21 protein-coding genes are annotated in these 23,020 nt (G+C 49.8%); 6 read left to right on the top strand and 15 right to left on the bottom strand.

What is annotated here, in order from left to right; all coding sequences use genetic code 11:
• Positions 1–2 precede the first annotated feature (2 nt).
• The 4 genes from nuoC to lrhA all read right to left on the bottom strand — a co-directional run bounded on the left by nuoC (position 3) and on the right by lrhA (position 4,575).
• The gene (gene nuoC / locus A9180_RS04575) at positions 3–1,805 is read right to left on the bottom strand and encodes an NADH-quinone oxidoreductase subunit C/D (RefSeq protein ID WP_074399439.1); all 1,803 of its coding nucleotides are present in this window, start codon (positions 1,803–1,805) and stop codon (positions 3–5) included.
• A gap of 89 nt (positions 1,806–1,894) precedes the next feature.
• Positions 1,895–2,557 carry an NADH-quinone oxidoreductase subunit NuoB gene (nuoB, locus tag A9180_RS04570; protein ID WP_000386733.1) on the bottom strand — a complete coding sequence of 221 codons (663 nt, stop codon included), beginning with the start codon at positions 2,555–2,557 and terminating at the stop codon, positions 1,895–1,897.
• Between the two features lie 15 nt (positions 2,558–2,572).
• Positions 2,573–3,016: an NADH-quinone oxidoreductase subunit NuoA gene (gene nuoA / locus A9180_RS04565; protein ID WP_064526614.1), complete on the bottom strand. Its 444-nt coding sequence runs from the start codon at positions 3,014–3,016 to the stop codon at positions 2,573–2,575.
• 620 nt (positions 3,017–3,636) lie between these two features.
• Positions 3,637–4,575 carry a transcriptional regulator LrhA gene (gene lrhA, locus A9180_RS04560; RefSeq protein ID WP_064526611.1) on the bottom strand — a complete coding sequence of 313 codons (939 nt, stop codon included), beginning with the start codon at positions 4,573–4,575 and terminating at the stop codon, positions 3,637–3,639.
• 924 nt (positions 4,576–5,499) lie between these two features.
• Here lrhA and alaA point away from each other — a divergent pair.
• Both alaA and yfbR read left to right on the top strand, forming a co-directional pair.
• A complete protein-coding gene (gene alaA / locus A9180_RS04555) occupies positions 5,500–6,717 on the top strand; it encodes an alanine transaminase AlaA (protein WP_064526608.1) in 1,218 nt (405 codons plus the stop codon).
• Between the two features lie 83 nt (positions 6,718–6,800).
• Complete coding sequence (gene yfbR / locus A9180_RS04550; RefSeq protein ID WP_000813861.1) at positions 6,801–7,400, top strand: 5'-deoxynucleotidase; 600 nt, start codon at positions 6,801–6,803, stop codon at positions 7,398–7,400.
• A 58-nt stretch (positions 7,401–7,458) separates the two neighbouring features.
• On the opposite strand, the gene A9180_RS04545 is transcribed toward yfbR, so the two are convergent.
• The 4 genes from A9180_RS04545 to yfbV all read right to left on the bottom strand — a co-directional run bounded on the left by A9180_RS04545 (position 7,459) and on the right by yfbV (position 11,071).
• Positions 7,459–9,291 (bottom strand): SLC13 family permease, encoded by a 1,833-nt coding sequence (locus A9180_RS04545; protein ID WP_064526605.1) that lies wholly within the window; start codon positions 9,289–9,291, stop codon positions 7,459–7,461.
• An 86-nt stretch (positions 9,292–9,377) separates the two neighbouring features.
• Positions 9,378–10,028 (bottom strand): hexitol phosphatase HxpA, encoded by a 651-nt coding sequence (gene hxpA, locus A9180_RS04540; protein WP_064526602.1) that lies wholly within the window; start codon positions 10,026–10,028, stop codon positions 9,378–9,380.
• Between the two features lie 9 nt (positions 10,029–10,037).
• Positions 10,038–10,532: a YfbU family protein gene (locus A9180_RS04535; protein ID WP_064526599.1), complete on the bottom strand. Its 495-nt coding sequence runs from the start codon at positions 10,530–10,532 to the stop codon at positions 10,038–10,040.
• 83 nt (positions 10,533–10,615) lie between these two features.
• Positions 10,616–11,071 carry a terminus macrodomain insulation protein YfbV gene (gene yfbV, locus A9180_RS04530; protein WP_000106627.1) on the bottom strand — a complete coding sequence of 152 codons (456 nt, stop codon included), beginning with the start codon at positions 11,069–11,071 and terminating at the stop codon, positions 10,616–10,618.
• 338 nt (positions 11,072–11,409) lie between these two features.
• On the opposite strand from yfbV, the gene ackA reads away from it, so the two are divergent.
• The 3 genes from ackA to yfcC all read left to right on the top strand — a co-directional run bounded on the left by ackA (position 11,410) and on the right by yfcC (position 16,542).
• Positions 11,410–12,612, top strand: coding sequence for an acetate kinase (ackA, locus tag A9180_RS04525; protein ID WP_064526596.1), 1,203 nt, complete (start codon positions 11,410–11,412; stop codon positions 12,610–12,612).
• A gap of 74 nt (positions 12,613–12,686) precedes the next feature.
• Positions 12,687–14,831, top strand: coding sequence for a phosphate acetyltransferase (gene pta / locus A9180_RS04520; RefSeq protein WP_064526593.1), 2,145 nt, complete (start codon positions 12,687–12,689; stop codon positions 14,829–14,831).
• Positions 14,832–15,021: 190 nt separating this feature from the next.
• Positions 15,022–16,542 carry a putative basic amino acid antiporter YfcC gene (yfcC, locus tag A9180_RS04515; RefSeq protein WP_064526590.1) on the top strand — a complete coding sequence of 507 codons (1,521 nt, stop codon included), beginning with the start codon at positions 15,022–15,024 and terminating at the stop codon, positions 16,540–16,542.
• 42 nt (positions 16,543–16,584) lie between these two features.
• Here the strand turns inward: yfcC and A9180_RS04510 are convergent, their stop codons facing one another.
• The 5 genes from A9180_RS04510 to A9180_RS04490 all read right to left on the bottom strand — a co-directional run bounded on the left by A9180_RS04510 (position 16,585) and on the right by A9180_RS04490 (position 20,564).
• Positions 16,585–17,538: a transketolase family protein gene (locus A9180_RS04510; RefSeq protein WP_064526588.1), complete on the bottom strand. Its 954-nt coding sequence runs from the start codon at positions 17,536–17,538 to the stop codon at positions 16,585–16,587.
• Positions 17,531–18,361 (bottom strand): transketolase, encoded by an 831-nt coding sequence (locus A9180_RS04505; RefSeq protein WP_064526585.1) that lies wholly within the window; start codon positions 18,359–18,361, stop codon positions 17,531–17,533. Before A9180_RS04505 ends, A9180_RS04510 begins: the two co-directional genes overlap by 8 nt.
• Complete coding sequence (locus A9180_RS04500; RefSeq protein WP_064526582.1) at positions 18,358–19,746, bottom strand: PTS ascorbate transporter subunit IIC; 1,389 nt, start codon at positions 19,744–19,746, stop codon at positions 18,358–18,360. Before A9180_RS04500 ends, A9180_RS04505 begins: the two co-directional genes overlap by 4 nt.
• Positions 19,747–19,768: 22 nt before the next feature.
• Positions 19,769–20,041 (bottom strand): PTS sugar transporter subunit IIB, encoded by a 273-nt coding sequence (locus A9180_RS04495; protein ID WP_000699821.1) that lies wholly within the window; start codon positions 20,039–20,041, stop codon positions 19,769–19,771.
• Between the two features lie 79 nt (positions 20,042–20,120).
• Positions 20,121–20,564: a PTS sugar transporter subunit IIA gene (locus A9180_RS04490; RefSeq protein WP_064526578.1), complete on the bottom strand. Its 444-nt coding sequence runs from the start codon at positions 20,562–20,564 to the stop codon at positions 20,121–20,123.
• Positions 20,565–20,815: 251 nt separating this feature from the next.
• Here A9180_RS04490 and A9180_RS04485 point away from each other — a divergent pair, with 251 nt between their 5' ends.
• Positions 20,816–21,835: a LacI family DNA-binding transcriptional regulator gene (locus A9180_RS04485; protein WP_064526575.1), complete on the top strand. Its 1,020-nt coding sequence runs from the start codon at positions 20,816–20,818 to the stop codon at positions 21,833–21,835.
• Positions 21,836–21,841: 6 nt separating this feature from the next.
• Here the strand turns inward: A9180_RS04485 and yfcD are convergent, their stop codons facing one another.
• The gene (gene yfcD / locus A9180_RS04480; RefSeq protein WP_064526572.1) at positions 21,842–22,390 is read right to left on the bottom strand and encodes an NUDIX hydrolase YfcD; all 549 of its coding nucleotides are present in this window, start codon (positions 22,388–22,390) and stop codon (positions 21,842–21,844) included.
• Positions 22,391–22,448: 58 nt separating this feature from the next.
• Positions 22,449–23,000, bottom strand: a complete 552-nt coding sequence (gene yfcE, locus A9180_RS04475; protein WP_064526570.1) for a phosphodiesterase — start codon at positions 22,998–23,000, stop codon at positions 22,449–22,451.
• Positions 23,001–23,020: the final 20 nt, after the last annotated feature.

The raw sequence follows: 23,020 nt of genomic DNA, 5'->3' as shown, positions 1-23,020 counted from the left end.
AATTAGCGGTCCACATCTGACATAACAAAATCGATACTGCCCAGATAAACAATCAGGTCAGACACCAGGCTGCCGCGGATCGCCGCCGGAATTTGCTGCAAATGCGCATAACTCGGCGTGCGAATACGGGTGCGATAACTCATGGTGCTGCCGTCGCTGGTCAGGTAGTAACTGTTGATCCCTTTGGTCGCCTCAATCATCTGGAAGGATTCATTGGCAGGCATCACTGGCCCCCACGACACTTGCAGGAAGTGGGTGATCAGGGTTTCGATATGTTGCAGCGTGCGCTCTTTCGGCGGCGGCGTGGTCAGCGGGTGATCCGCTTTGAACGGGCCTTCCGGCATGTTGTTGAGGCACTGCTCAAGAATGCGCAGACTCTGGCGCAGCTCTTCCACTTTCAGCATTACGCGGGTGTAGCAGTCAGAAACGCCACCGCCAACCGGAATTTCAAAGTCGAAGTTTTCATAGCCAGAATAAGGACGCGCCTTACGCACGTCGAAGTCGATCCCGGTGGCACGCAGGCCTGCACCAGTGGTACCCCACTCCAGCGCCTCTTTCGCGCCGTAGGCGGCAACGCCTTTGGAACGGCCAATCAGGATGGTGTTACGCAGCGCGGCTTTCTCGTAAGAAGCCAGACGTTTCGGCATCCAGTCAAGGAACTCACGCAGCAGGCGATCCCAGCCACGCGGCAGGTCATGCGCTACACCGCCGATACGGAACCATGCCGGGTGCATACGGAAACCAGTAATCGCTTCCACCAGATCGTAAATTTTCTGACGATCGGTAAAGGCGAAGAACACGGGCGTCATCGCGCCGACGTCCTGAATAAAGGTCGAGATATACAGCAGGTGGCTGTTGATGCGGAACAGTTCGGAAAGCATTACGCGAATCACGTTAACGCGATCCGGTACAGTGATCCCGGCCAGTTTCTCTACCGCCAGTACGTACGGCATTTCGTTAACGCAGCCGCCGAGGTATTCGATACGGTCGGTGTACGGGATGTAGCTATGCCAGGACTGACGCTCGCCCATCTTTTCCGCGCCACGGTGGTGGTAACCAATGTCTGGTACGCAGTCGACAATCTCTTCGCCATCGAGTTGCAGTACGATACGGAAGGCACCGTGCGCCGACGGGTGGTTCGGACCGAGGTTGAGGAACATAAAGTCCTCGTTTTCGGTGCCGCGCTTCATCCCCCACTCTTCCGGTTTGAAGGTCAGGGCTTCCATCTCCAGATCCTGTTTGGCTTTGGTCAGCTCAAACGGCGAGAATTCGGTAGCGCGCGCCGGGTAATCTTTACGCAGCGGGTGACCTTTCCAGGTTTGCGGCATCATGATGCGGCGCAGGTTCGGGTGACCGTCGAAAGTAATGCCAAACAGATCCCAGGTTTCACGCTCATACCAGTTAGCGTTCGGGAACAGTTTGGTGAAAGTCGGTACGTGCAGGTCGTTTTCTGCCAGCGCCACCTTCAGCATGATGTCGCGGTTACGATCGATAGAAATCAGATGGTAGAAAACGGAAAAATCCGCAGCAGGTAGCCCTTCGCGGTGGGTGCGCAGACGTTCGTCCATGCCGTGTAAGTCAAACAGCATGACGTAAGGTTTCGGCAGTTTCTTTAAGAAATCGCCCACTTCCAGTAATTGTTCACGCTTGATCCACACAACGGGAACCCCGGTGCGAGTCGCCTGAACAGTAAAGGCATCCGGCCCAAAACGGTTGCGCAGTTCGCCAATAACCGGATCATCCAGATGATCGCGGGTCTGCCAGGCGGGTTCTTGCGCGGTTAAGTCGGTCATATTGTTCACCATTGCATATGGTCCGTGGTGACTGTCGGCATGGCTTCGCGCAATAGATTTAAGAATAAGCGAAGAAAAACACCTTTGCCGACAGGCGCAAATTAAATCTCGTCAGGGGTGCGCAGGTTGGTAACAGCAATGCGTTCACCGCGCTTGCGTTCGCGCTCTGATTGCATATTGGCGCGATAAACGCCCTGATCGCCAACCACCCAGGAGAGCGGACGACGTTCTTTGCCGATAGATTCCTGCAACAGCATCAGTGCCTGCATGTACGCTTCAGGACGCGGCGGGCAGCCCGGGATATACACATCAACCGGGATGAATTTATCAACGCCCTGCACAACGGAATAAATATCGTACATACCGCCGGAGTTGGCACAGGCACCCATTGAGATAACCCATTTGGGTTCCAGCATCTGGTCATACAGACGCTGAATAACCGGTGCCATTTTGGTAAAGCAGGTTCCTGCAACCACCATCAGGTCAGCCTGACGCGGCGAAGCACGCAATACTTCTGCGCCAAAACGCGCCACGTCATGCACCGCGGTAAACGAAGTCACCATCTCAACGTAACAGCAGGAAAGACCGAAGTTATACGGCCAAATTGAGTTTTTACGACCCCAGTTAACCATGTCATTGAGCTTGCCCATAAACACGTTTTTGTTAACTTCTTGCTCCAGAGGGTCGGTTACGATCTCCTGCTTTTGCAGGGGGTAACGGTCGTTCTCACCGTTGGGATCTATGCGGGTGAGCGTATAATCCATCTTAATGCCTCGCGGTTAGCGTTGACGATTAGCGATACTGTTCGTTTCCGGGTTCATACGCTCGCGGCGTGAACGCACGGGCGTCCAGTCCAGCGCGCCAATACGCACCAGATAAACCAGACCTGCCAGTAACACAAAAATAAAAATTGCAGCTTCCACAAAGCCTACCCAGCCGCTTTCGCGGATAGAGGTTGACCATGCGAACAGATACAGCGCTTCAACGTCGAAGATAACGAAGAACATGGCCACCAGATAAAACTTGGCGGACAGGCGTAAGCGGGCGGAGCCGACCGAGTCGATACCTGATTCAAACGGCACGTTTTTCGACCGCGCGCGCGCGCGACCGCCTAAAAACCAACCGCCTACCAGCATCAGGCAACACAGGCCAATGGCAACGATAAGAAAGATAGCGAATGCCCAGTGATGAGCGATGACTTCAGTGGATGTTGACATACTCATTGCTTACTCATCAAAAGTAGCGCCTGATTCTCTGCTCTTCACGGCAGATGGACGCCACATCGATTCATGGGGAGGAATAAAAAAAACCTTACAACTACTGTAGTAACAATTTTATACAGTGAATTGATGTGGTCTTTTACCCCTTTCTATAACCTTTTGTCAACTTTAACAAAAGTTTCTTCACATTAATTTACATAATACCAACAACTTTTGCATTTAATGCTCTTCATCCCAGATCATTGACGACTCCAGGAAAATTAGATGTTGTTGAATCGTGTCCGTTGTGAAGCAATGGAAAAAATACGGGTCTATTTTGACAGGAATTTGTACCGATTCCTCCCCCCAAAAGAGAGTATTTTCTTGATCTGTGACACGCTTTTGTTAATCCATAACAAAAATACAGCAACAAGTTCACGTATTTTTTAACATCATTGTAGCAGGAGATTTTTATCAGGCGATTTTTTGTTCGCACGTTTAGAGAAGGGCTGTCGATTGAAAAATGAACACTTTTGTTCAATATCAGGAAACGTTGTCATCATTTATTGTAAAAAAAAGCCACTGACGTTCAAAAAAACATCAGTGGCTTGTTTTTACAAATGTGGTTATCTATTACCAGACAATTATTCGTAATCGCCTTCAATTAACAGAGAATCATCCCCTTCATGGGCGCCTATCGTGCTGAACTGCCATGGGTTCTGATAACTCTCCATTGCCTGGTATATCACCTGAGCCAGCTCATTACCACTGGACGGATCATAGCACAGCAAATATTCGGTATCTGGCAGTGGTGGTAAACCGTCCACAGCGCTCAAGACGCGCAGGTCCGGACTCATCATCTCAACCGGCCTTGCCGTTACACCTAACCCCGCTTTCACGGCAGCGCGGACCGCCGGCAACGTGGAGGCGACATAAGCCAGACGCCATGGAATATCCGCTTTATTGAGTGTTGCCAGAACCAAATCACGGAACGGACTAGGATCATCCAGCAACACCAGAGGGATCGGCTCGCCTTTTTGCAATACGTATTCCGCAGCGCAATACCAGTGCGTTGGAGAAGTTCTCAGGTTCAACGCCTTAAAGGTATCAGGACGATTTGTGGTAACCATTAAATCCACTTCCTGGGACTTCAGCATATCTGCCATATAGGCATTACGCTTAACGCGGACATCCAGCGCAAGTTTCGGATAAACCGAACTAACGCGATTAAGCAGAAAAGGTAAGATCGTATCAGCAGATTCATCTGAAGCGCCGATTGTTAACACGCCCTGAAGATTACTGAACATCAATGATGAGCAAGCCTCATCATTAAAACGCAGGATCTTCCTGGCATAGCCAAGAAGCTGAATGCCATGTTCAGTTAACAGTTTGTTACGACCATGCCGAGCGAACAGTTCTTTCCCAACGAGTTGTTCAAGACGCTGCATTTGCTGACTAACAGCGGACTGAGTACGACACACAGCGGCAGCTGCGGCAGCAAAAGTGTTCAGATCGGCAACAGCAACAAATGTTCTCAGCAGATCGAGGTCGAGGTTAATTATCGGACGATTTGCACTTATCATATATTATCACTTACTGGCGGCTCATACTGAGCTGGTTAATGCTGTGCACACACAAACAAGCAATTCCATTTGTAATGTGCCTCCCTGGCAGTTTCATCCGGAAGTCTGGATGAAAGTTAAAATGCATATGAGTTGCACTAATAAGAACGACTCACATTGTTCCGTTATAATGCCTGAAGTAGTTCACAGAATATATCTTCAGGAATCGCATATCTATTAAGTTACTCACTCTTTTCTATTTATGACATGCGAGTGTTTGTGTAAATGTAAATGTTGATCCTTGTTCCACTACTAACAAAGCGGCGCCAACCCGGCGTAAACACGCATAAGCGGCGATGATTTGTCTGCGTCAACAGTGGGGGTTCCGTCATTTAAACGAGCATTTTACCCTAAAACCCATTTATTTATAAGGGCCATTGCGAATTATCTGATGCAAAGTTATGTTATGTTAGGCAAAGTAATCTTCTATTATTAATAAGCACAACAAAACCTTTTTGAATATTAAATAATAATTAATTAGCACACCTTGCATTCATTAATTCCGCTTAACAATAATTTCGCACGTCATCACCTATACGACACTTCGGTGATCACTACTCTGTTTATGTTTCACTTATAATGAAAATATCATGAATATGTTATGTTCGTGATTTCTTAAATCAAAGAAAATTCGCACATTTATCTACCAGACAAAAAACCATGCATTAGATTAATACATAGAATAAATCACTACAAAACACAAATCATTAAGCATATGCATCTCAATATTTAATGATTATTAAGTTATTAACAGCACATTCCCTCCTTTTACTCTCGCAAAATCTTGTTCTGCAGAACTTCAAAACACCGCCTCGGGGGAGTACATTGTTCTAAGCTGACTTCCACGGCAGGGAGTGGCGATAACAGCAAAAAAGGTCAAGAGTCATGTCACCCATTGAAAAATCCAGCAAGTTAGAGAATGTCTGTTATGACATCCGTGGTCCGGTGCTGAAAGAAGCAAAACGCCTGGAAGAAGAAGGTAACAAAGTATTGAAACTGAACATCGGCAACCCAGCCCCGTTCGGTTTTGACGCTCCTGATGAGATCCTGGTTGATGTGATACGCAACCTCCCGACAGCTCAGGGCTATTGTGATTCAAAAGGCCTCTACTCTGCGCGTAAGGCCATCATGCAGCACTATCAGGCGCGAGGCATGCGTGATGTTACCGTGGAAGACATTTACATCGGCAATGGGGTATCGGAGCTTATCGTTCAGGCAATGCAGGCATTGCTGAACAGCGGGGATGAAATGTTGGTTCCTGCACCTGATTATCCACTATGGACCGCGGCGGTTTCGCTCTCCAGCGGTAAAGCGGTGCACTACCTTTGCGACGAGTCCTCTGACTGGTTCCCGGACCTCGATGATATTCGCGCTAAAATTACGCCTCGTACGCGCGGTATCGTTATTATCAACCCGAACAACCCAACCGGCGCGGTTTATTCCAAAGAGCTTTTAATGGAAATTGTGGAGATTGCGCGTCAGCATAATCTCATTATTTTCGCCGATGAAATTTACGACAAAATTCTCTACGACGACGCCGAGCATCACTCGATTGCGGCGATGGCGCCTGACCTGCTGACCATTACCTTTAACGGTCTGTCGAAAACGTATCGAGTGGCAGGCTTCCGTCAAGGCTGGATGGTACTGAACGGGCCGAAAAAACACGCCAAAGGCTACATCGAAGGTCTGGAGATGCTGGCCTCAATGCGACTTTGCGCCAACGTTCCCGCACAACACGCGATTCAGACCGCATTGGGTGGCTATCAGAGTATCAGTGAATTTATCTTACCTGGCGGGCGTCTTTACGAGCAGCGTAATCGCGCATGGGAGTTGATTAACGACATTCCAGGCGTTTCCTGCGTGAAGCCACGCGGCGCGCTGTACATGTTCCCGAAAATCGACGCTAAACGTTTTAATATTCACGACGACCAGAAGATGGTGCTGGACTTCCTGTTACAGGAAAAAGTTCTGCTGGTTCAGGGGACGGCTTTTAACTGGCCGTGGCCGGATCACTTCCGCATTGTTACGCTGCCGCGCGTTGATGATATCGAACTGTCATTAAGTAAATTCGCTCGTTTCCTTTCTGGCTATCATCAGCTGTAATCTTAAATTCACTGCCGGAGATTGCATCCGGCAGTGTTATCCCCCCACAATGATCTCATGAAGTCATCACACGCAAGGTCGTTATGAAGCAGAGCCATTTTTTTGCCCATCTCTCCCGTCTGAAACTAATTAACCGCTGGCCGTTAATGCGCAACGTACGGACAGAAAATGTGTCTGAGCACAGTTTGCAGGTGGCGATGGTCGCCCATGCGCTGGCTGCCATTAAAAACCGTAAGTTTGGCGGAAATGTCAACGCTGAACGCATCGCTCTGCTGGCGATGTACCACGATGCCTCTGAAGTGCTCACCGGCGATCTCCCTACCCCAGTGAAATATTTCAATTCGCAAATCGCTCAGGAATACAAAGCTATTGAAAAAATCGCCCAACAAAAGCTGGTCGATATGGTTCCGGAAGAGCTAAGGGATATCTTTGCACCACTCATTGATGAGCATGCGTATAGCGATGAGGAAAAATCGCTGGTGAAACAGGCTGATGCACTTTGTGCCTATCTGAAATGTCTGGAAGAGCTCGCTGCGGGTAATAATGAATTTTTACTTGCAAAGACGCGACTGGAAGCGACGCTTGAAGCGCGCCGCAGTCAGGAGATGGACTACTTCATGGAAGTCTTTGTTCCCAGCTTCCAACTATCGCTCGATGAGATTAGCCAGGATTCACCGCTGTAAGTTGCCGGAGCCAGCGCCGCATCTGGCAATAAGCGCCAGATGCGACATCAGGCTCTCGTCAAAACGGAAACAGCATCGGAATCATCACCACGCAAACCGCCATCACAATAACGGTAAACGGTACTCCCAGCTTCACAAAATCACTAAAGCTGTAATTTCCTGGCCCTAAAACCAACGTGTTAACCGGTGAGGAAACTGGCGTCATAAAGGCGGCAGATGCTGCCATCGCCACCACCATGGCAAATGGATACGGCGAAACGCCCATTGTTTTGGCCGCAGCCAGCGCAATCGGCGCCATCAGCACTGCCGTTGCCGTATTCGAAATAAACAAACCAATCACCGCCGACAAGACAAACAAACAGCCAAGCATCATATGTGGCCCGTAACCGCCGCCGATGTCCATTAACCCTTTTACCGCCAGTGCGACACCGCCTGTTTTCTGTAGCGCCACTGCGAACGGCATCATCCCAACGATCAAAATAATGCTCGGCCAGTGAATGGATTTATAAGCGCTTTCGGCATCGATACAGCGGAATTTCCCCATCAGCAGGCAGGCAATGATGGCCGCAACAGGATTAGGAATTTCATCGGTCAGCATTAACGCCACCATCAACACCAGACAGAAAATGGCATGGGGTGCCTGGCTGTGCGCAGGCGATGCTTCACTCACCTCTTCCGGTAAGTTCAGCGCCACGAAATCGCGGCCCTGTTTTGCCAGCATACCGATAAGCTTCCAGTTACCGACAACCAGGATGATATCGCCCAGCAGCAGAGGCTCATCCGCCAGCGAACCATCCAGCGCCACGCCATTGCGTTTCAGGCCCACCACATTCAGTCCGTAGCGCGTACGAAAGCCAATTTCGCGCACCGATTTACCAATCAACTCAGATTCAGGAATTAATGAAATCTCCGCCATGCCGACATCAAGGGCCTGATCGGAAAAATACTCGCCGCGCAGTACCATTGGCTCCAGCAATTGTTCACTGCAAAATTGTCGGAGATCGACATCAGCCGCAGACATATCAATAAGCAAAACGTCACGCGCACGGAATTCAGAAACCCCGTTCACGTTCACAATAACGCGACGAAAACGCCGCCAGCGTTCAACACCGATGACGTTAGCGCCATAACGTTCACGTAATTTGAGATCGTCCAGTCGCTGGCCAATCATCGGCGAACCGGGACGAATAGCCAGGCGGCGCGCGCGCCCGGTAAGTCGGTATTCACGGATAAGATCGCGGAAGGTACGACGCGTCCAGCCTTCACGCTGCGGGGTCTGGGAATCCCCTTTCAGCATAAAACGCATCACCAGCATATATAAGATACCGAGTACCAATACAACCAGGCCGATGGGGGTTACGCTAAAGAAACTAAAACCATGATAGCCTTCACGCAGCAATTCACTGTTAATCACCAGGTTAGGTGGCGTCGCCACCAGCGTCATCATGCCGCTGATCAGCCCGGCAAAACTCAACGGCATCATCAGGCGCGACGGCGACGTTTGCATGCGCATAGCAACGCTTAACACCACAGGGATAAAGATAGCGACGACGCCGGTTGAACTCATAAACGCGCCAAGGCCCGCAACGGTCAGCATCAACAAAACCAACATTTTGATCTCACTGCTGCCTGCCACTTTAACCAGCCATGTCCCCATTACGGTGGCGACACCCGTGCGGACTAAACCATCACCAATAATAAACAAGGCGGCGATCAGTACCACGTTAGGATCGGAAAAGCCGGAAAACACTTCAGGGACGGTCAGCGTACCGCTTAATGCAAACGCAACAATAACAAACAAAGCGACCGCATCCATACGCACTCTGCCCGTCGCAAACAAGACGATAGCAACCGCCAGTAATGAAAGAACCCAGATCAATTCACCGTTCACAACGTATCCTTGTTAATTGAGGGGGATGGCCTGATTCTGCCATAAAAAAGCCCCGACGGGACGGGGCTAAATCATGATCAGGCGTTTCACGCAATAATAACGTCACCATTTGGCTGTTTGATCACAGTAATTTGTTCCAGACTATGGAGGGCCAAATCCACCTCATTCAAACGCGGGGTATCAGCCGGTGCGTTAACCGCAATGACATGACACCCTGCGGCCAGGCCTGAAAGCACACCTGCGGGAGCATCCTCCACCACCACACATTCCTGCGGTGCAAGGCCCAACAGTTGTGCACCTAACAGATAGGCATCCGGCTCTGGTTTTCCACGTTTAACCCGCTCTGCGGTAACAAACACTTCCGGCGCGGGAAGTCCGGCGACTTTGTGGCGTGCTCGCGCAACAGGCATGGAACCAGAAGTGACAATGGCCCACGGGATCCCCGCTTTATTCAAATGATTGAGCAAAGCTATCGCCCCAGGAAGTGCGGTAATACCTTCGGTTTCCGTGGCCTCAATCTGTTCCAGACGGGTAAACTCGGCGGCAATTTCCTTCTCCGATTTGCCCACCATAAAATGGCGCAGAGACGTAATCGCCTGTTTACCATGAATGAAAGCCAGCACATCTTCCGGCGCTAACCCATGACGTCTGGCCCAGTTGCTCCACGCCCGCTCTACCGCGGGCAGAGAATCCACCAGCGTTCCATCCAGATCAAACAGAAAACCTTTACACCGCACGCGGCCTCCTCAGGCGTTAATAATTTGGTTAATTTCGTTAGCGCTCAGGTGATACTGACGCGGGCAGGCATGCCAGACATTCAACATGCGCAGATATTTCTCCCACATTGGCGTCTGTGCATTAAAGCCGTGAGTTCCGGCATCAAAATGGGTGTAACGCCCTTCAACGTTAACCATAAAGCGTACATAACCGAGATAACGTGCTTCGGTTGCGGCGTCAAAGCCGAGGAAGGTGACACGACGTTCATCGATGGATTGCTGGTCCTGTAAATTAGACCAGGAAACATGCAGCGCGTGATACATCTCCATAATGTCGATGATAGTGCGGCAGGTTTCTTCTTTCAGCTCGCCAAACTCGCGATCCAACTCGCGCATTTGCAAACCATAACCACGTTCAATGATTGTTTGCAGGCGACGGTAACGTTCAGCATTTGCCGGATCGAGCATAGTCATCATTTTGTACTGGTTAGACAAAATAAGACGTTGCGCGTTGGTCATTTCCATTGTTGACTCCTGTATCACTCTACTACGGTGAAAAAAAAGAAGGCCGATGTCTGCCTTCTTTTATATGCGTAATCAGGGGTCAATTACAAATCATCAAGGAAAGTTTTATCCAGTTGTTTGAAGGCACGCTTAAGCGTGTCAGCTAATGCCTGGTAATCAGGCTTGCCTTCAACAGGTGCCAGCACCTGTCCAGACTCCTGCAATTTACCGCGAACTTCATAAAACCAGTTGAGGATTGCAGGTGGTAATGGCGTTACAGAACGCTTGCCCAGCCACCACAGTCCCTGCATGGGTAAGCTTAGAGCGAACAACGCAGTGGCGACTGCCGGACCAAGCTGACCGCCCAGTGCAATCTGCCAGCAGAGAGTAAACACGGCGATCGGCGGCATAAAGCGGATCGCATAGCGCGTCATCTTAATGACACGATTCTCAACAAAGACCGGGGCAAGGCGTTTTTCCAGCGGCCACGTCTTTGAGTAATGCTGTCCCCGGCGAAACAAGCTAAAAAAATTAACAGAACGATTATCCGGCGTTGACATGCTTCACCTCAACTTCACATATAAAGATTCAAAAATTTGTGCAAATTCACAACTCAGCGGGACAACGTTCAAAACATTTTGTCTTCCATACCCACAATCAGGTATCCTTTAGCAGCCTGAAATGGCCGAGTAGTACATATTCATTGAGTCGTCAAATTCATAAACATTATGCCATTGGCTGAAAATTACGCAAAATGGCATAGACTCAAGATATTTCTTCCATCATGCAAAAAAAATTTGCAGTGCATGATGTTAATCATAAATGTCGGTGTCATCATGCGCTACGCTCTATGGCTCCCTGACGTTTTTTTAGCCACGTATCAATTATAGGTACTTCCATGTCGAGTAAGTTAGTACTGGTTCTGAACTGCGGTAGTTCTTCACTGAAATTTGCAATCATCGATGCAGTAAATGGTGAAGAGTACCTTTCTGGTTTAGCCGAATGTTTCCACCTGCCCGAAGCACGTATCAAATGGAAAATGGACGGCAATAAACAAGAAGCGGATTTAGGTGCAGGCGCCGCTCACAGCGAAGCGCTCAACTTTATCGTTAATACTATTCTGGCACAAAAACCAGAACTTTCTGCACAGCTGACCGCTATCGGCCACCGTATCGTACACGGCGGCGAGAAGTATACCAGCTCCGTAGTGATCGACGAGTCTGTTATTCAGGGTATCAAAGATGCAGCTTCTTTTGCACCTCTGCACAACCCGGCTCACCTGATCGGTATCGAAGAAGCTCTGAAATCTTTCCCGCAGTTGAAAGATAAAAACGTTGCAGTGTTCGACACCGCATTCCACCAGACTATGCCGGAAGAGTCTTACCTCTATGCCCTGCCGTACAACCTGTACAAAGAGCACGGCATCCGTCGTTACGGCGCGCACGGCACCAGCCACTTCTATGTAACCCAGGAAGCGGCAAAAATGCTGAACAAACCGGTAGAAGAACTGAACATCATCACCTGCCACCTGGGCAACGGTGGTTCCGTTTCTGCTATCCGCAACGGTAAATGCGTTGATACCTCTATGGGTCTGACCCCGCTGGAAGGTCTGGTAATGGGTACTCGCTCTGGCGATATCGACCCAGCTATCATCTTCCACCTGCACGACACCCTGGGCATGAGCGTTGACGCAATCAACAAAATGCTGACCAAAGAGTCTGGCCTGCTGGGTCTGACCGAAGTCACCAGCGACTGCCGCTATGTTGAAGACAACTACGCGACGAAAGAAGACGCGAAGCGCGCAATGGACGTTTACTGCCACCGCCTGGCGAAATACATCGGTGCATACACCGCGCTGATGGATGGTCGTCTGGACGCTGTTGTATTCACCGGTGGTATTGGTGAAAATGCCGCGATGGTTCGTGAACTGTCTCTGGGCAAACTGGGCGTGCTGGGCTTTGAAGTTGATCACGAACGCAACCTGGCTGCACGTTTCGGCAAATCTGGTTTCATCAACAAAGAAGGTACCCGTCCTGCGGTGGTTATCCCAACCAACGAAGAACTGGTTATCGCGCAAGACGCGAGCCGCCTGACTGCCTGATTTCACACCGCCAGCACAGCTGGCGGTGCTGTTTTGTAACCCGCCAAACCGGCGGTAACGAAAGAGGATAAACCGTGTCCCGTATTATTATGCTGATCCCTACCGGAACCAGCGTCGGTCTGACCAGCGTCAGCCTTGGCGTGATCCGTGCAATGGAACGCAAAGGCGTTCGTCTGAGCGTTTTCAAACCTATCGCTCAGCCGCGTACCGGTGGCGATGCGCCCGATCAGACAACGACTATCGTGCGTGCGAACTCTTCCACCACGACAGCCGCTGAACCGCTGAAAATGAGTTACGTTGAAGGTCTGCTTTCCAGCAATAAGAAAGATGTGCTGATGGAAGAGATCGTCGCGAACTACCACGCCAACACCAAAGACGCTGAAGTGGTTCTGGTTGAAGGTCTGGTCCCGACACGTAAGCACCAGTTTGCCCAGTCCCTGAACTACGAAATCGCCAAAACGCTGAACGCGGAAATCGTCTTCGTTATGTCTCAGGGTACTGATACCCCGGAACAGTTGAAAGAGCGTATCGAACTGACCCGCAACAGCTTCGGCGGCGAAAAAAACACCAACATCACTGGCGTTATCGTTAACAAACTGAACGCTCCGGTTGATGAGCAAGGTCGTACTCGCCCGGATCTGTCCGAGATTTTCGACGACTCTACCAAAGCTAAAGTGAACAATGTTGATCCGGCGAAGCTGCAAGAATCCAGCCCGCTGCCGGTTCTCGGCGCTGTGCCGTGGAGCTTTGATCTGATCGCGACCCGAGCGATCGATATGGCTCGCCACCTGAACGCCACCATCATCAACGAAGGCGACATCAACACTCGCCGCGTGAAATCAGTCACTTTCTGCGCACGCAGCATTCCGCACATGCTGGAGCACTTCCGTGCAGGTTCTCTGCTGGTCACTTCCGCAGACCGTCCTGACGTACTGGTTGCTGCTTGCCTGGCTGCAATGAACGGCGTAGAAATCGGCGCCCTGCTGCTGACTGGCGGCTACGAAATGGACGCACGCATTTCTAAACTGTGCGAACGCGCATTCGCTACCGGCCTGCCGGTATTCATGGTGAATACTAACACCTGGCAGACTTCTCTGAGCCTGCAGAGCTTCAATCTGGAAGTTCCGGTTGACGATCACGAGCGTATCGAGAAAGTTCAGGAATATGTTGCTAACTACATCAACGCTGACTGGATTGACTCTCTGACTGCCACTTCCGAGCGCAGCCGTCGTCTGTCTCCGCCAGCGTTCCGTTATCAGCTGACCGAACTGGCGCGCAAAGCGGGCAAACGTATCGTTCTGCCGGAAGGCGACGAACCGCGTACCGTTAAAGCCGCCGCTATCTGTGCTGAACGTGGCATCGCAACTTGCGTACTGCTGGGTAACCCGGCAGAGATCAACCGCGTTGCAGCGTCTCAGGGCGTAGAACTGGGTGCAGGCATTGAAATCGTTGATCCAGAAGTGGTTCGCGAAAATTATGTTGCACGTCTGGTCGAACTGCGTAAGAACAAAGGCATGACCGAAACCGTTGCCCGCGAACAGCTGGAAGACAACGTGGTTCTCGGTACGCTGATGCTGGAGCAGGATGAAGTTGATGGTCTGGTTTCCGGTGCAGTTCACACTACCGCAAACACCATCCGTCCGCCGCTGCAGTTAATCAAAACTGCTCCGGGCAGCTCTCTGGTATCTTCCGTGTTCTTCATGCTGCTGCCAGAACAGGTTTATGTTTACGGTGACTGTGCGATCAACCCGGATCCGACCGCTGAACAGCTGGCAGAAATCGCGATTCAGTCCGCAGATTCCGCTGCAGCCTTCGGTATCGAACCGCGCGTGGCTATGCTCTCCTACTCCACCGGTACTTCTGGTGCAGGTAGCGACGTAGAGAAAGTTCGCGAAGCAACTCGTCTGGCGCAGGAAAAACGTCCTGACCTGATGATCGACGGCCCGCTGCAGTACGATGCTGCGGTAATGGCTGACGTTGCGAAATCTAAAGCGCCGAACTCTCCGGTTGCAGGTCGCGCTACCGTGTTCATCTTCCCGGATCTGAACACCGGTAACACCACCTACAAAGCGGTACAGCGTTCTGCCGACCTGATCTCCATCGGGCCGATGCTCCAGGGTATGCGCAAGCCGGTTAACGACCTGTCCCGTGGCGCACTGGTTGACGATATCGTCTACACCATCGCGCTGACTGCGATTCAGTCTGCACAGCAGCAGTAATCTCGTCATAATCCGCAGCCTTACTGCTGCGGATATCAGAACCGGAAATAGTCACTATTTCCGGTTTTTTATTCTCTTAATTTGCATTACTCCTTTCTGATTATCTTGCTTAACTGCGCTGCATCAATGAATTGCGTCATCTCACTTTGCATACTTACCACTTTGTCTTGTGCAAGGGAAAATTTGCGCTATGTCCGCAATAACTGAATCCAAACCAACCAGAAGATGGGCAATGCCCGATACGCTGGTGATTATCTTTTTTGTTGCTATTTTAACCAGCCTCGCCACCTGGGTAGTTCCGGTGGGGATGTTTGACAGTCAGGAAGTGCAGTATCAGGTTGATGGTCAGACAAAAACACGCAAGGTTGTAGACCCTCACTCATTTCGCATTCTGACCAACGAGGCGGGCGAACCAGAGTATCACCGCGTACAACTGTTCACGACGGGAGATGAACGCCCCGGCCTGATGAACTTCCCATTTGAAGGGCTAACCTCTGGCTCGAAATACGGGACAGCCGTTGGCATCATCATGTTTATGCTGGTAATTGGCGGCGCGTTTGGCATCGTGATGCGCACAGGAACTATTGATAACGGCATCCTGGCGCTTATCCGCCACACACGAGGGAATGAGATTCTTTTCATTCCGGCGTTATTTATTCTCTTTTCACTCGGCGGTGCGGTATTTGGCATGGGGGAAGAGGCTGTCGCCTTTGCCATCATTATCGCGCCACTCATGGTACGGCTGGGTTATGACAGTATCACCACCGTCCTGGTAACCTATATCGCTACGCAAATCGGTTTTGCCAGCTCGTGGATGAACCCGTTCTGCGTGGTTGTCGCCCAGGGGATTGCTGGCGTTCCGGTGCTTTCCGGCTCCGGTTTGCGTATCGTGGTATGGGTGATCGCTACTCTGATTGGCCTGGTCTTCACCATGGTGTACGCCTCGCGGGTGAAAAAGAATCCTCTGTTATCACGCGTGCATGATTCCGATCGCTTCTTCCGTGAAAAACAGGCTGACGTTGAACAACGTCCGTTTACCTTTGGTGACTGGCTGGTATTGATTGTTTTAACCGCCGTCATGATCTGGGTGATTTGGGGCGTTATCGTCAATGCCTGGTTTATTCCAGAAATTGCCAGCCAGTTCTTCACGATGGGTCTGGTAATTGGCATCATCGGCGTTGTTTTCCGTCTTAACGGCATGACGGTAAATACCATGGCTTCGTCCTTTACCGAAGGCGCGCGAATGATGATAGCCCCCGCCCTGCTGGTGGGTTTCGCCAAAGGGATTTTGCTGCTGGTCGGTAATGGTGAAGCGGGAGATGCCAGCGTGCTGAATACCATCCTCAACAGCATTGCCAAAGCCATTAGCGGTCTGGATAACGCAGTTGCGGCCTGGTTTATGCTGCTCTTCCAGGCAGTATTCAATTTCTTTGTGACATCCGGGTCTGGTCAGGCAGCGTTAACCATGCCGTTACTGGCACCGCTTGGCGATCTGGTCGGCGTTAACCGTCAGGTTACCGTGCTGGCCTTCCAGTTTGGCGATGGCTTCAGCCATATCATTTACCCGACTTCGGCTTCGTTAATGGCAACGCTCGGTGTTTGCCGTGTGGACTTCCGTAACTGGATAAAAGTGGGTGCAACACTGCTTGGACTACTGTTTATTATGTCCAGCGTGGTGGTGATAGGTGCCCAGTTGATGGGCTACCATTAAGTCAAGGATCCCCTTGCCAGTCTTTCTGGCAAGGGGAACTGATTACAATAGCTCTCTGGCGGCTGCCACAATATCATGTGCCGTTAAACCATATTCCCGTTGTAAAAAGTCCTGAGTTCCAACCTGGCCATAACGCTCTTTAACCCCCACCCGACGCATGGGCACAGGACAAGTTTCTACAAGTACTTCAGCAACTGCTGAACCTAATCCATTGTGAATACTATGGTTTTCACATGTCACGATCCGCCCTGTTTTTTCGGCATAATTTTTAATTAACATCCGATCAATAGGTTTGAGAGTAAACATATCAATGACCGCTGCACTTACCCCAGCCTGCTCAAGTTGACGAGCAGCCTCAAGCGCTTCCGCCACCATAATGCCATTAGCAATCAAGGTGATATCCGTACCTTCACGTAATACCTGCCCTTTACCAATCGTAAAGGTCGTACCTGGTGCGTAAATACTCGCTGCTTGCTTACGGATGGTACGAACCCAGTAAAACCCATCAAGCACCACAAGCTGGCGTAAAATATCACTAAACATCACTGCATCGGTCATCTCCATCACCACCGAATGCGCCAGCCCGCGCACAATCCCCATATCTTCAAATGACATATGTGTTCCGCCATTGTGGCAAGCGGTAACACCCGCATCAGAAGCGATAACTTTGACGTTAGCACGCTGGTAATCAAGCGACATAAAGAGCTGGTCAAAACAGCGACGGCTGGCAAATGCGGTAAAGGTATGCACGAATGGCTTGCGCCCGGTTAAGGCCAGCCCTGCAGCTGTGCCGATAACATTGGCTTCCATAATGCCGCAATTGATGACGTGCTGTGGATAATCCCGCGCCACGCTATCCATTGCCATAGAACTCATTAAATCAGCCTCAAGGGCAATGACAGAATTACCGTTTTCACTCTGTTGCGCGATAAAACCTGCATAAACTTTGCGCATTTCGATACTGTCTTTTTGTCCTGCCGGTGCGAGCTTAATCATGCATGGCCTCCAGTTGGCGAATTGTTTCGTTTAGCGTCTCCTTCATTTCTTCCGTGAGGCGTAAGTGATGGGAATTACTGAGTTGCTCGAGACACGGTACCCCCTGCCCTTTAATGCTATCGAGAATAACCACTCTCGGTCTGGCCTCTGCTGGCAGGACAGGTTTAACTACATTCAACAAGCCCTCAATATCATCTCCCTTCACTGTCACGACATCAAAACCGAAAGCGCGGAATTTACCTTCTAAATCAAACGGATTAATAATTTCATCCAGTTCGCCATCAAGCTGCTGTTTGTTCCAGTCAACAAAAACAGTGAGATTATTCAAACGATGATGTGCGATAAACTGGAAGGCTTCCCAACATTGGCCTTCATTAAGTTCACCGTCGCCGACAATACAAAAAACCCGATTCTTGCGCCCCGCCAGTTTATGCGACAGCGCCATCCCTCCGGCAATGGATATCCCCTGCCCCAGCGATCCTGTGGTGGCATCAACACCACGCGTCTTTAGCCGATCCGGATGACTTGGTAAGCGAGTTCCGTTCTGATTTAAGGTGCTTAATTCTTCCAGTGGAAAATAACCTTTCAGTGCCAGAGTACTGTAGAGCGCAGGTCCGGCATGCCCTTTTGACAAGACAAAATAGTCACGCTCAGGCCACTCGGGATCAGCTGGATCAATTTTCATTACCGCGCCATAAAGCACTGCCAGCGTCTCCACAACCGACATGCTGCCACCATAATGTCCGAAACCAAGATGGGTTAATGATTTCAGCGTCTGGATGCGAATATCTCGTGCAAATTGCGTCACTTCTTTAACATTCATGATTTGGCTCCGCTCCTCTCCTGCGCTTTGGCAGCGAGTTTGTTATTGGCGAAAATGTTCCAGGCAACCAGCAGCACAAATAGCGCGACTACAAGTCCGGTGATGGCAAAAGGTGAGAGATAACGTGCCAGGTTTCCGAGAATGATGCCGACAACACCAAAATCTGCATCGGAAAAGGTCGTATTAGCAAAGCCTATCGCCCCCAGAACTGGCAATAACAGCACTGGCAGGAAGGTAATCAATAAGCCATTCGCAAAAGCACCTATCATCGCGCCGCGACGTCCACCTGTAGCGTTACCAAATACCCCCGCAGTCGCCCCGGTGAAGAAGTGAGGAACGACACCAGGAAGGATCAGCACCAGCTTCATCTGCCCCAACAAAAATAGCCCCACCAAACCGCCAAGAAAGCTAAACAAGAAGCCAACTAGCACTGCGTTTGGCGCATACGGGTACACAACCGGGCAATCGAGGGCTGGACGGGCATTCGGCACCAGCTTTTCTGAGAACCCGGTAAATGCCGGAACTATTTCAGCAAGGATTAAACGCACACCTTGCAGAATGATAAATACGCCAGCAGCGAAGGTGATGGCCATAATGATGGCGTAGACAAGGTAGTTTTGACCGCCACTGAACTGGCTTTCAACGTACTCACGACCCGCACTGATCGCCATGATCAGATAAATCACCATCATCGTAAGAGAAATAGAGATGGAACTGTCGCGCAGGAAGCTCAGATTTTTGGGCAAATTCATCTCTTCGGTGGAACGGGAACCTTTACCGCACACGCTGCCAATCCAGCCAGAGAGTACATATCCCAGGGTGCCAAAGTGACCAAATGCGATGTCATCATTCCCGGTAATACGCCTCATATAGCGTTGTGCTAGTGCCGGGAAAAATGCCATCACCAGTCCCAGAATAAGAGAACCGGTAAATACCAGTGATATACCGTCAAAACCAGCCACTGTCAGAATCACACCAATCATGCAGGCCATGTAAAATGTGTGGTGCCCGGTCAGGAAGATATATTTCAGGCGGGTAAAGCGGGCAACAATAATATTCGCCACCATACCAAATGCCATAATAAGCGCCGTCGATGCGCCATATTTTTCTAACGCAATAGAAACAATAGCCTCATTATTAGGAATGATACCCTGAATATTAAAGGCATGTTCAAACATACTCCCCAGCGGATTTAAAGAACCAACTAAAACAGTGGCACCACCGCCCAGTACAATAAAGCCGAGGATGGTTTTAATTGTGCCTTTAACAACATCTGAAAAGTTTTTTTTCTGAGCAACCAGACCGATTAAGGCAATCAAGCCGACCAGTACCGAGGGTACTTTGAGTATATCAACAACAAAATTCAGCGCTTCAAGGATAAACATATCCACCTCGCTTCAATTAAAGTTATTGTTTTGCGAACCAGTTACGCAGTTGCGTTTCGAGTTCATTAATATCAATGATGTTGTTGATAACCACCAACTGACTTTCCGGTACGCTGGCACTGGCGGCAATATCTTTAGCCATCACAAATAAATCGGCAGCCCCAGGCGTTGCTGATGAGAGATCGGAATGTTCCACTTCCGCTTCTATCTCCATTTTTTTCAGAACTTTTTTAATATTCATTTCGACCATAAAACTACTACCAAGCCCTGAACCACAAATAGCCATAATTTTCATTATATTCACCATGTTAAGTTGTAGAAGTTCTCATCACGCAACGGCGTAATGTTGTGACAAGACTGAATTTGGAATGTAACTAGAATCGTGAAATTATCGTTTTTATTTCCTCCAGGTTGCGAGCCTGATGCAATTCCTGTAAATCCTCCTCACTGGAGAACAACTCAGCTAGTGCAGATATCATTTCGATATGACTGTGTTTGTCTGGTGCGGCAAGTAAAATGATGATATCTACAGGATCAAATTCCTCTGCATTAAAACTGACACCTTCTTCAAGTTTTAATAATGATAACCCTAATCCTTTTGCTCCTTCTTCTGGTCTGGCATGCGGCATGGCCAGCCCAGGGGCCAGGACATAATAAGGCCCCAGTTTTTCATGTTGTGTTTTTATCGCACTGAGATAATCCGTGGTAATTATCTCCGCCTCCAGTAACGGTCTGGCACAAATATCTAATGCCTGCTGCCAGGTTGCGACATTCTTTCGTAATGCGATTGTTGAATCAGAAAGCCAGGTATTAAGCACTTGTCCTCCTCATTTTCCGTGTCAATGAGCAGACTTTAAGCAAGCAACGGCGGTATATCTGAGATCAATCTCACAAAGATAGCGCTATCAGTATGTATCATTCATATTTGTGATAGCGCTATCAAAACGGATTTCACTGATGAAATCCAAACTTCTATCAGAAATTAAGAGGTATACTCTGCTACCAACAGGAAGCCGTTGATGTTAAGTAAAAAAAGATCTCCATATGTAGTCGCTGAGCAGGATTTTGTATGGCAATAACCCGAAAACGTCGTAGTACAGGTAAAGTCACTATCGCCGATGTCGCGCAACTCGCGGGAGTTGGCACAATGACAGTATCCAGAGCGTTACGCACTCCCGAACAAGTTTCCGATAAACTGCGGGAGAAGATTGAAGCCGCAGTTAATGAATTAGGGTACATGCCCAACCTCACTGCAAGTGCGCTGGCATCGGCATCGTCACACACGATTGCAATGGTCGTACCAAACCTGGCTGAAGCGGGATGCACGGAAATGTTTGCCGGACTGCAACATGTGCTACAACCAGCGGGATATCAGATAATCCTGGCCGAGTCACGCCATCGTCTGGAACAAGAAGAAAAACTGCTGGAAACCCTGCTGGCTTCGAATATCGCCGCAGCAATTTTGCTCAGTGTTGAGCATAATAATACCGTGCGTAACTGGCTCAAAAATGCCTCGATTCCCGTTATGGAAATCGGTGCCATTCGTACCGATCCGATTGATATGAACATTGGTATTGATAATGTCGCAGCAATGTTCGAACTGACGGATATGCTGGTACAACGTGGTTATCAAAATATCGGTTTGCTATGCGCCAACCAGGAACAATGGATCTTTCAGCAGCATTTACAGGGATGGTATAAAGCCATGTTACGCCATCATATGTCTCCCAACCGTGTTATTAATGCTGCTCTGCCACCGGTCTTTTCCACCGGAGCATCACAATTGCCGGAATTTTTACTCGCATGGCCGGAACTGGATGCCCTGGTATGTGTGTCAGATGAGTTGGCTTGCGGTGTCCTGTATGAATGTCAACGAAGACGCATCAAAGTGCCAGACGATCTCGCCGTAGTGGGATTTGGTAACAGTGACGTTAGCAAAGTTTGCCAACCGCCATTAACAACAATGGCCGTTCCTCACAGGAAAATTGGTCTGGAAGCAGGAAAGGCTTTGCTGGAACGAATTAAAGAAGGTAACTGGAGCGATCAGATACTCATCGCTCCTAGTTTATGTTTACGTGAAAGCTGCTGAAACTTATTAAGCCTCTTCTGGATCTTCTTTAGTTTCTACTTCATTCCTGGCATTGCGCTTCATCCACAGTGCAAGGGCTTTCAGCGAGTCTGGTGTGAACTCATCGCAACGAGCGGTGATTTCTTCAGGCGTCAGCCAGCAAACCTCACTGACTTCATCTTCCTGAAGGGCGAAGGGACCGTGAGAAACACAGCTGAACAACGCGCCCCAGACACGGCAATTTTTGTCTTCGAAATAGAACTGCCCGTGCTCGGCAAAGGGGACACCGGCAATGCCCAACTCTTCTTCCGCTTCGCGACGTGCGGATTCCAGCAGTTGCTCATCGGCCTGGACCACACCACCTGCGGTCGCATCTAACATGCCGGGTAAAAAGTCTTTTGTCTCGGTACGACGCTGGACCAGAATTTTGCCCATACCATCATGCACGACGATGTAAGTTGCACGATGACGCAGACACTGTGCCCGCATTTGTTCCCGGCTGGCTTGTGCAATGACTTCGTTATCTTCATTGACAATATCCACCCATTCAGTACTTGCCAAACGACGCTGTTCCATTATCAGGAAACCTTCTTTTTCTGGCGCTCTTACGGCGCATTTTGAGTTGTTGGGTAAATTACGGATTAATCGCGACCTGCGCAATGATACTTTGATCATTGAGTGCGATTACGCTTAGTACGTCATCTTCGAGCATGCCGTAGCTCGCCAGATTGCCGCCTTTCGGAATGCTAACCGAACCGGGGTTGAAGTGGAAAATCTCCCCCCGCTGCTCCGCCACCGGCAGATGGGTATGACCATACACCAGCACGTCGTTCTGGTTTAACGCCGGCAGATTATCCGGGCCAAACAGATGACCATGTGTCAGAAACAGGCGCTGTTTTTCCAGCAACACCTGTTGCCATGGCGCGGTCATTGGGAAATGCAGCAGCATTTGGTCCACTTCACTGTCGCAGTTACCACGTACAGCGATAACTTTATGCGCCACTTCATTCAACCGTTCTGCCACCTTTGCCGGCGCATAGCCCTCCGGTAAAGCATTGCGTGGGCCGTGATTCAGCACGTCGCCAAGAATCACCAGCCACTGAGCGCCGCTTTGGGCAAACAACTCCAGTACACGTTCCGTCGCCGGTAACGACCCATGAATGTCCGATGCAAACATCAGTTTCATCACTCACTCCTCGTCGAAAA

The organism is Escherichia sp. B1147, from assembly GCF_001660175.1.
Taxonomy (GTDB): domain Bacteria; phylum Pseudomonadota; class Gammaproteobacteria; order Enterobacterales; family Enterobacteriaceae; genus Escherichia; species Escherichia whittamii.
The sequence above is the reverse complement of the archived record's forward strand: the minus strand, read 5'-3'. Positions and strand labels throughout refer to the sequence as shown.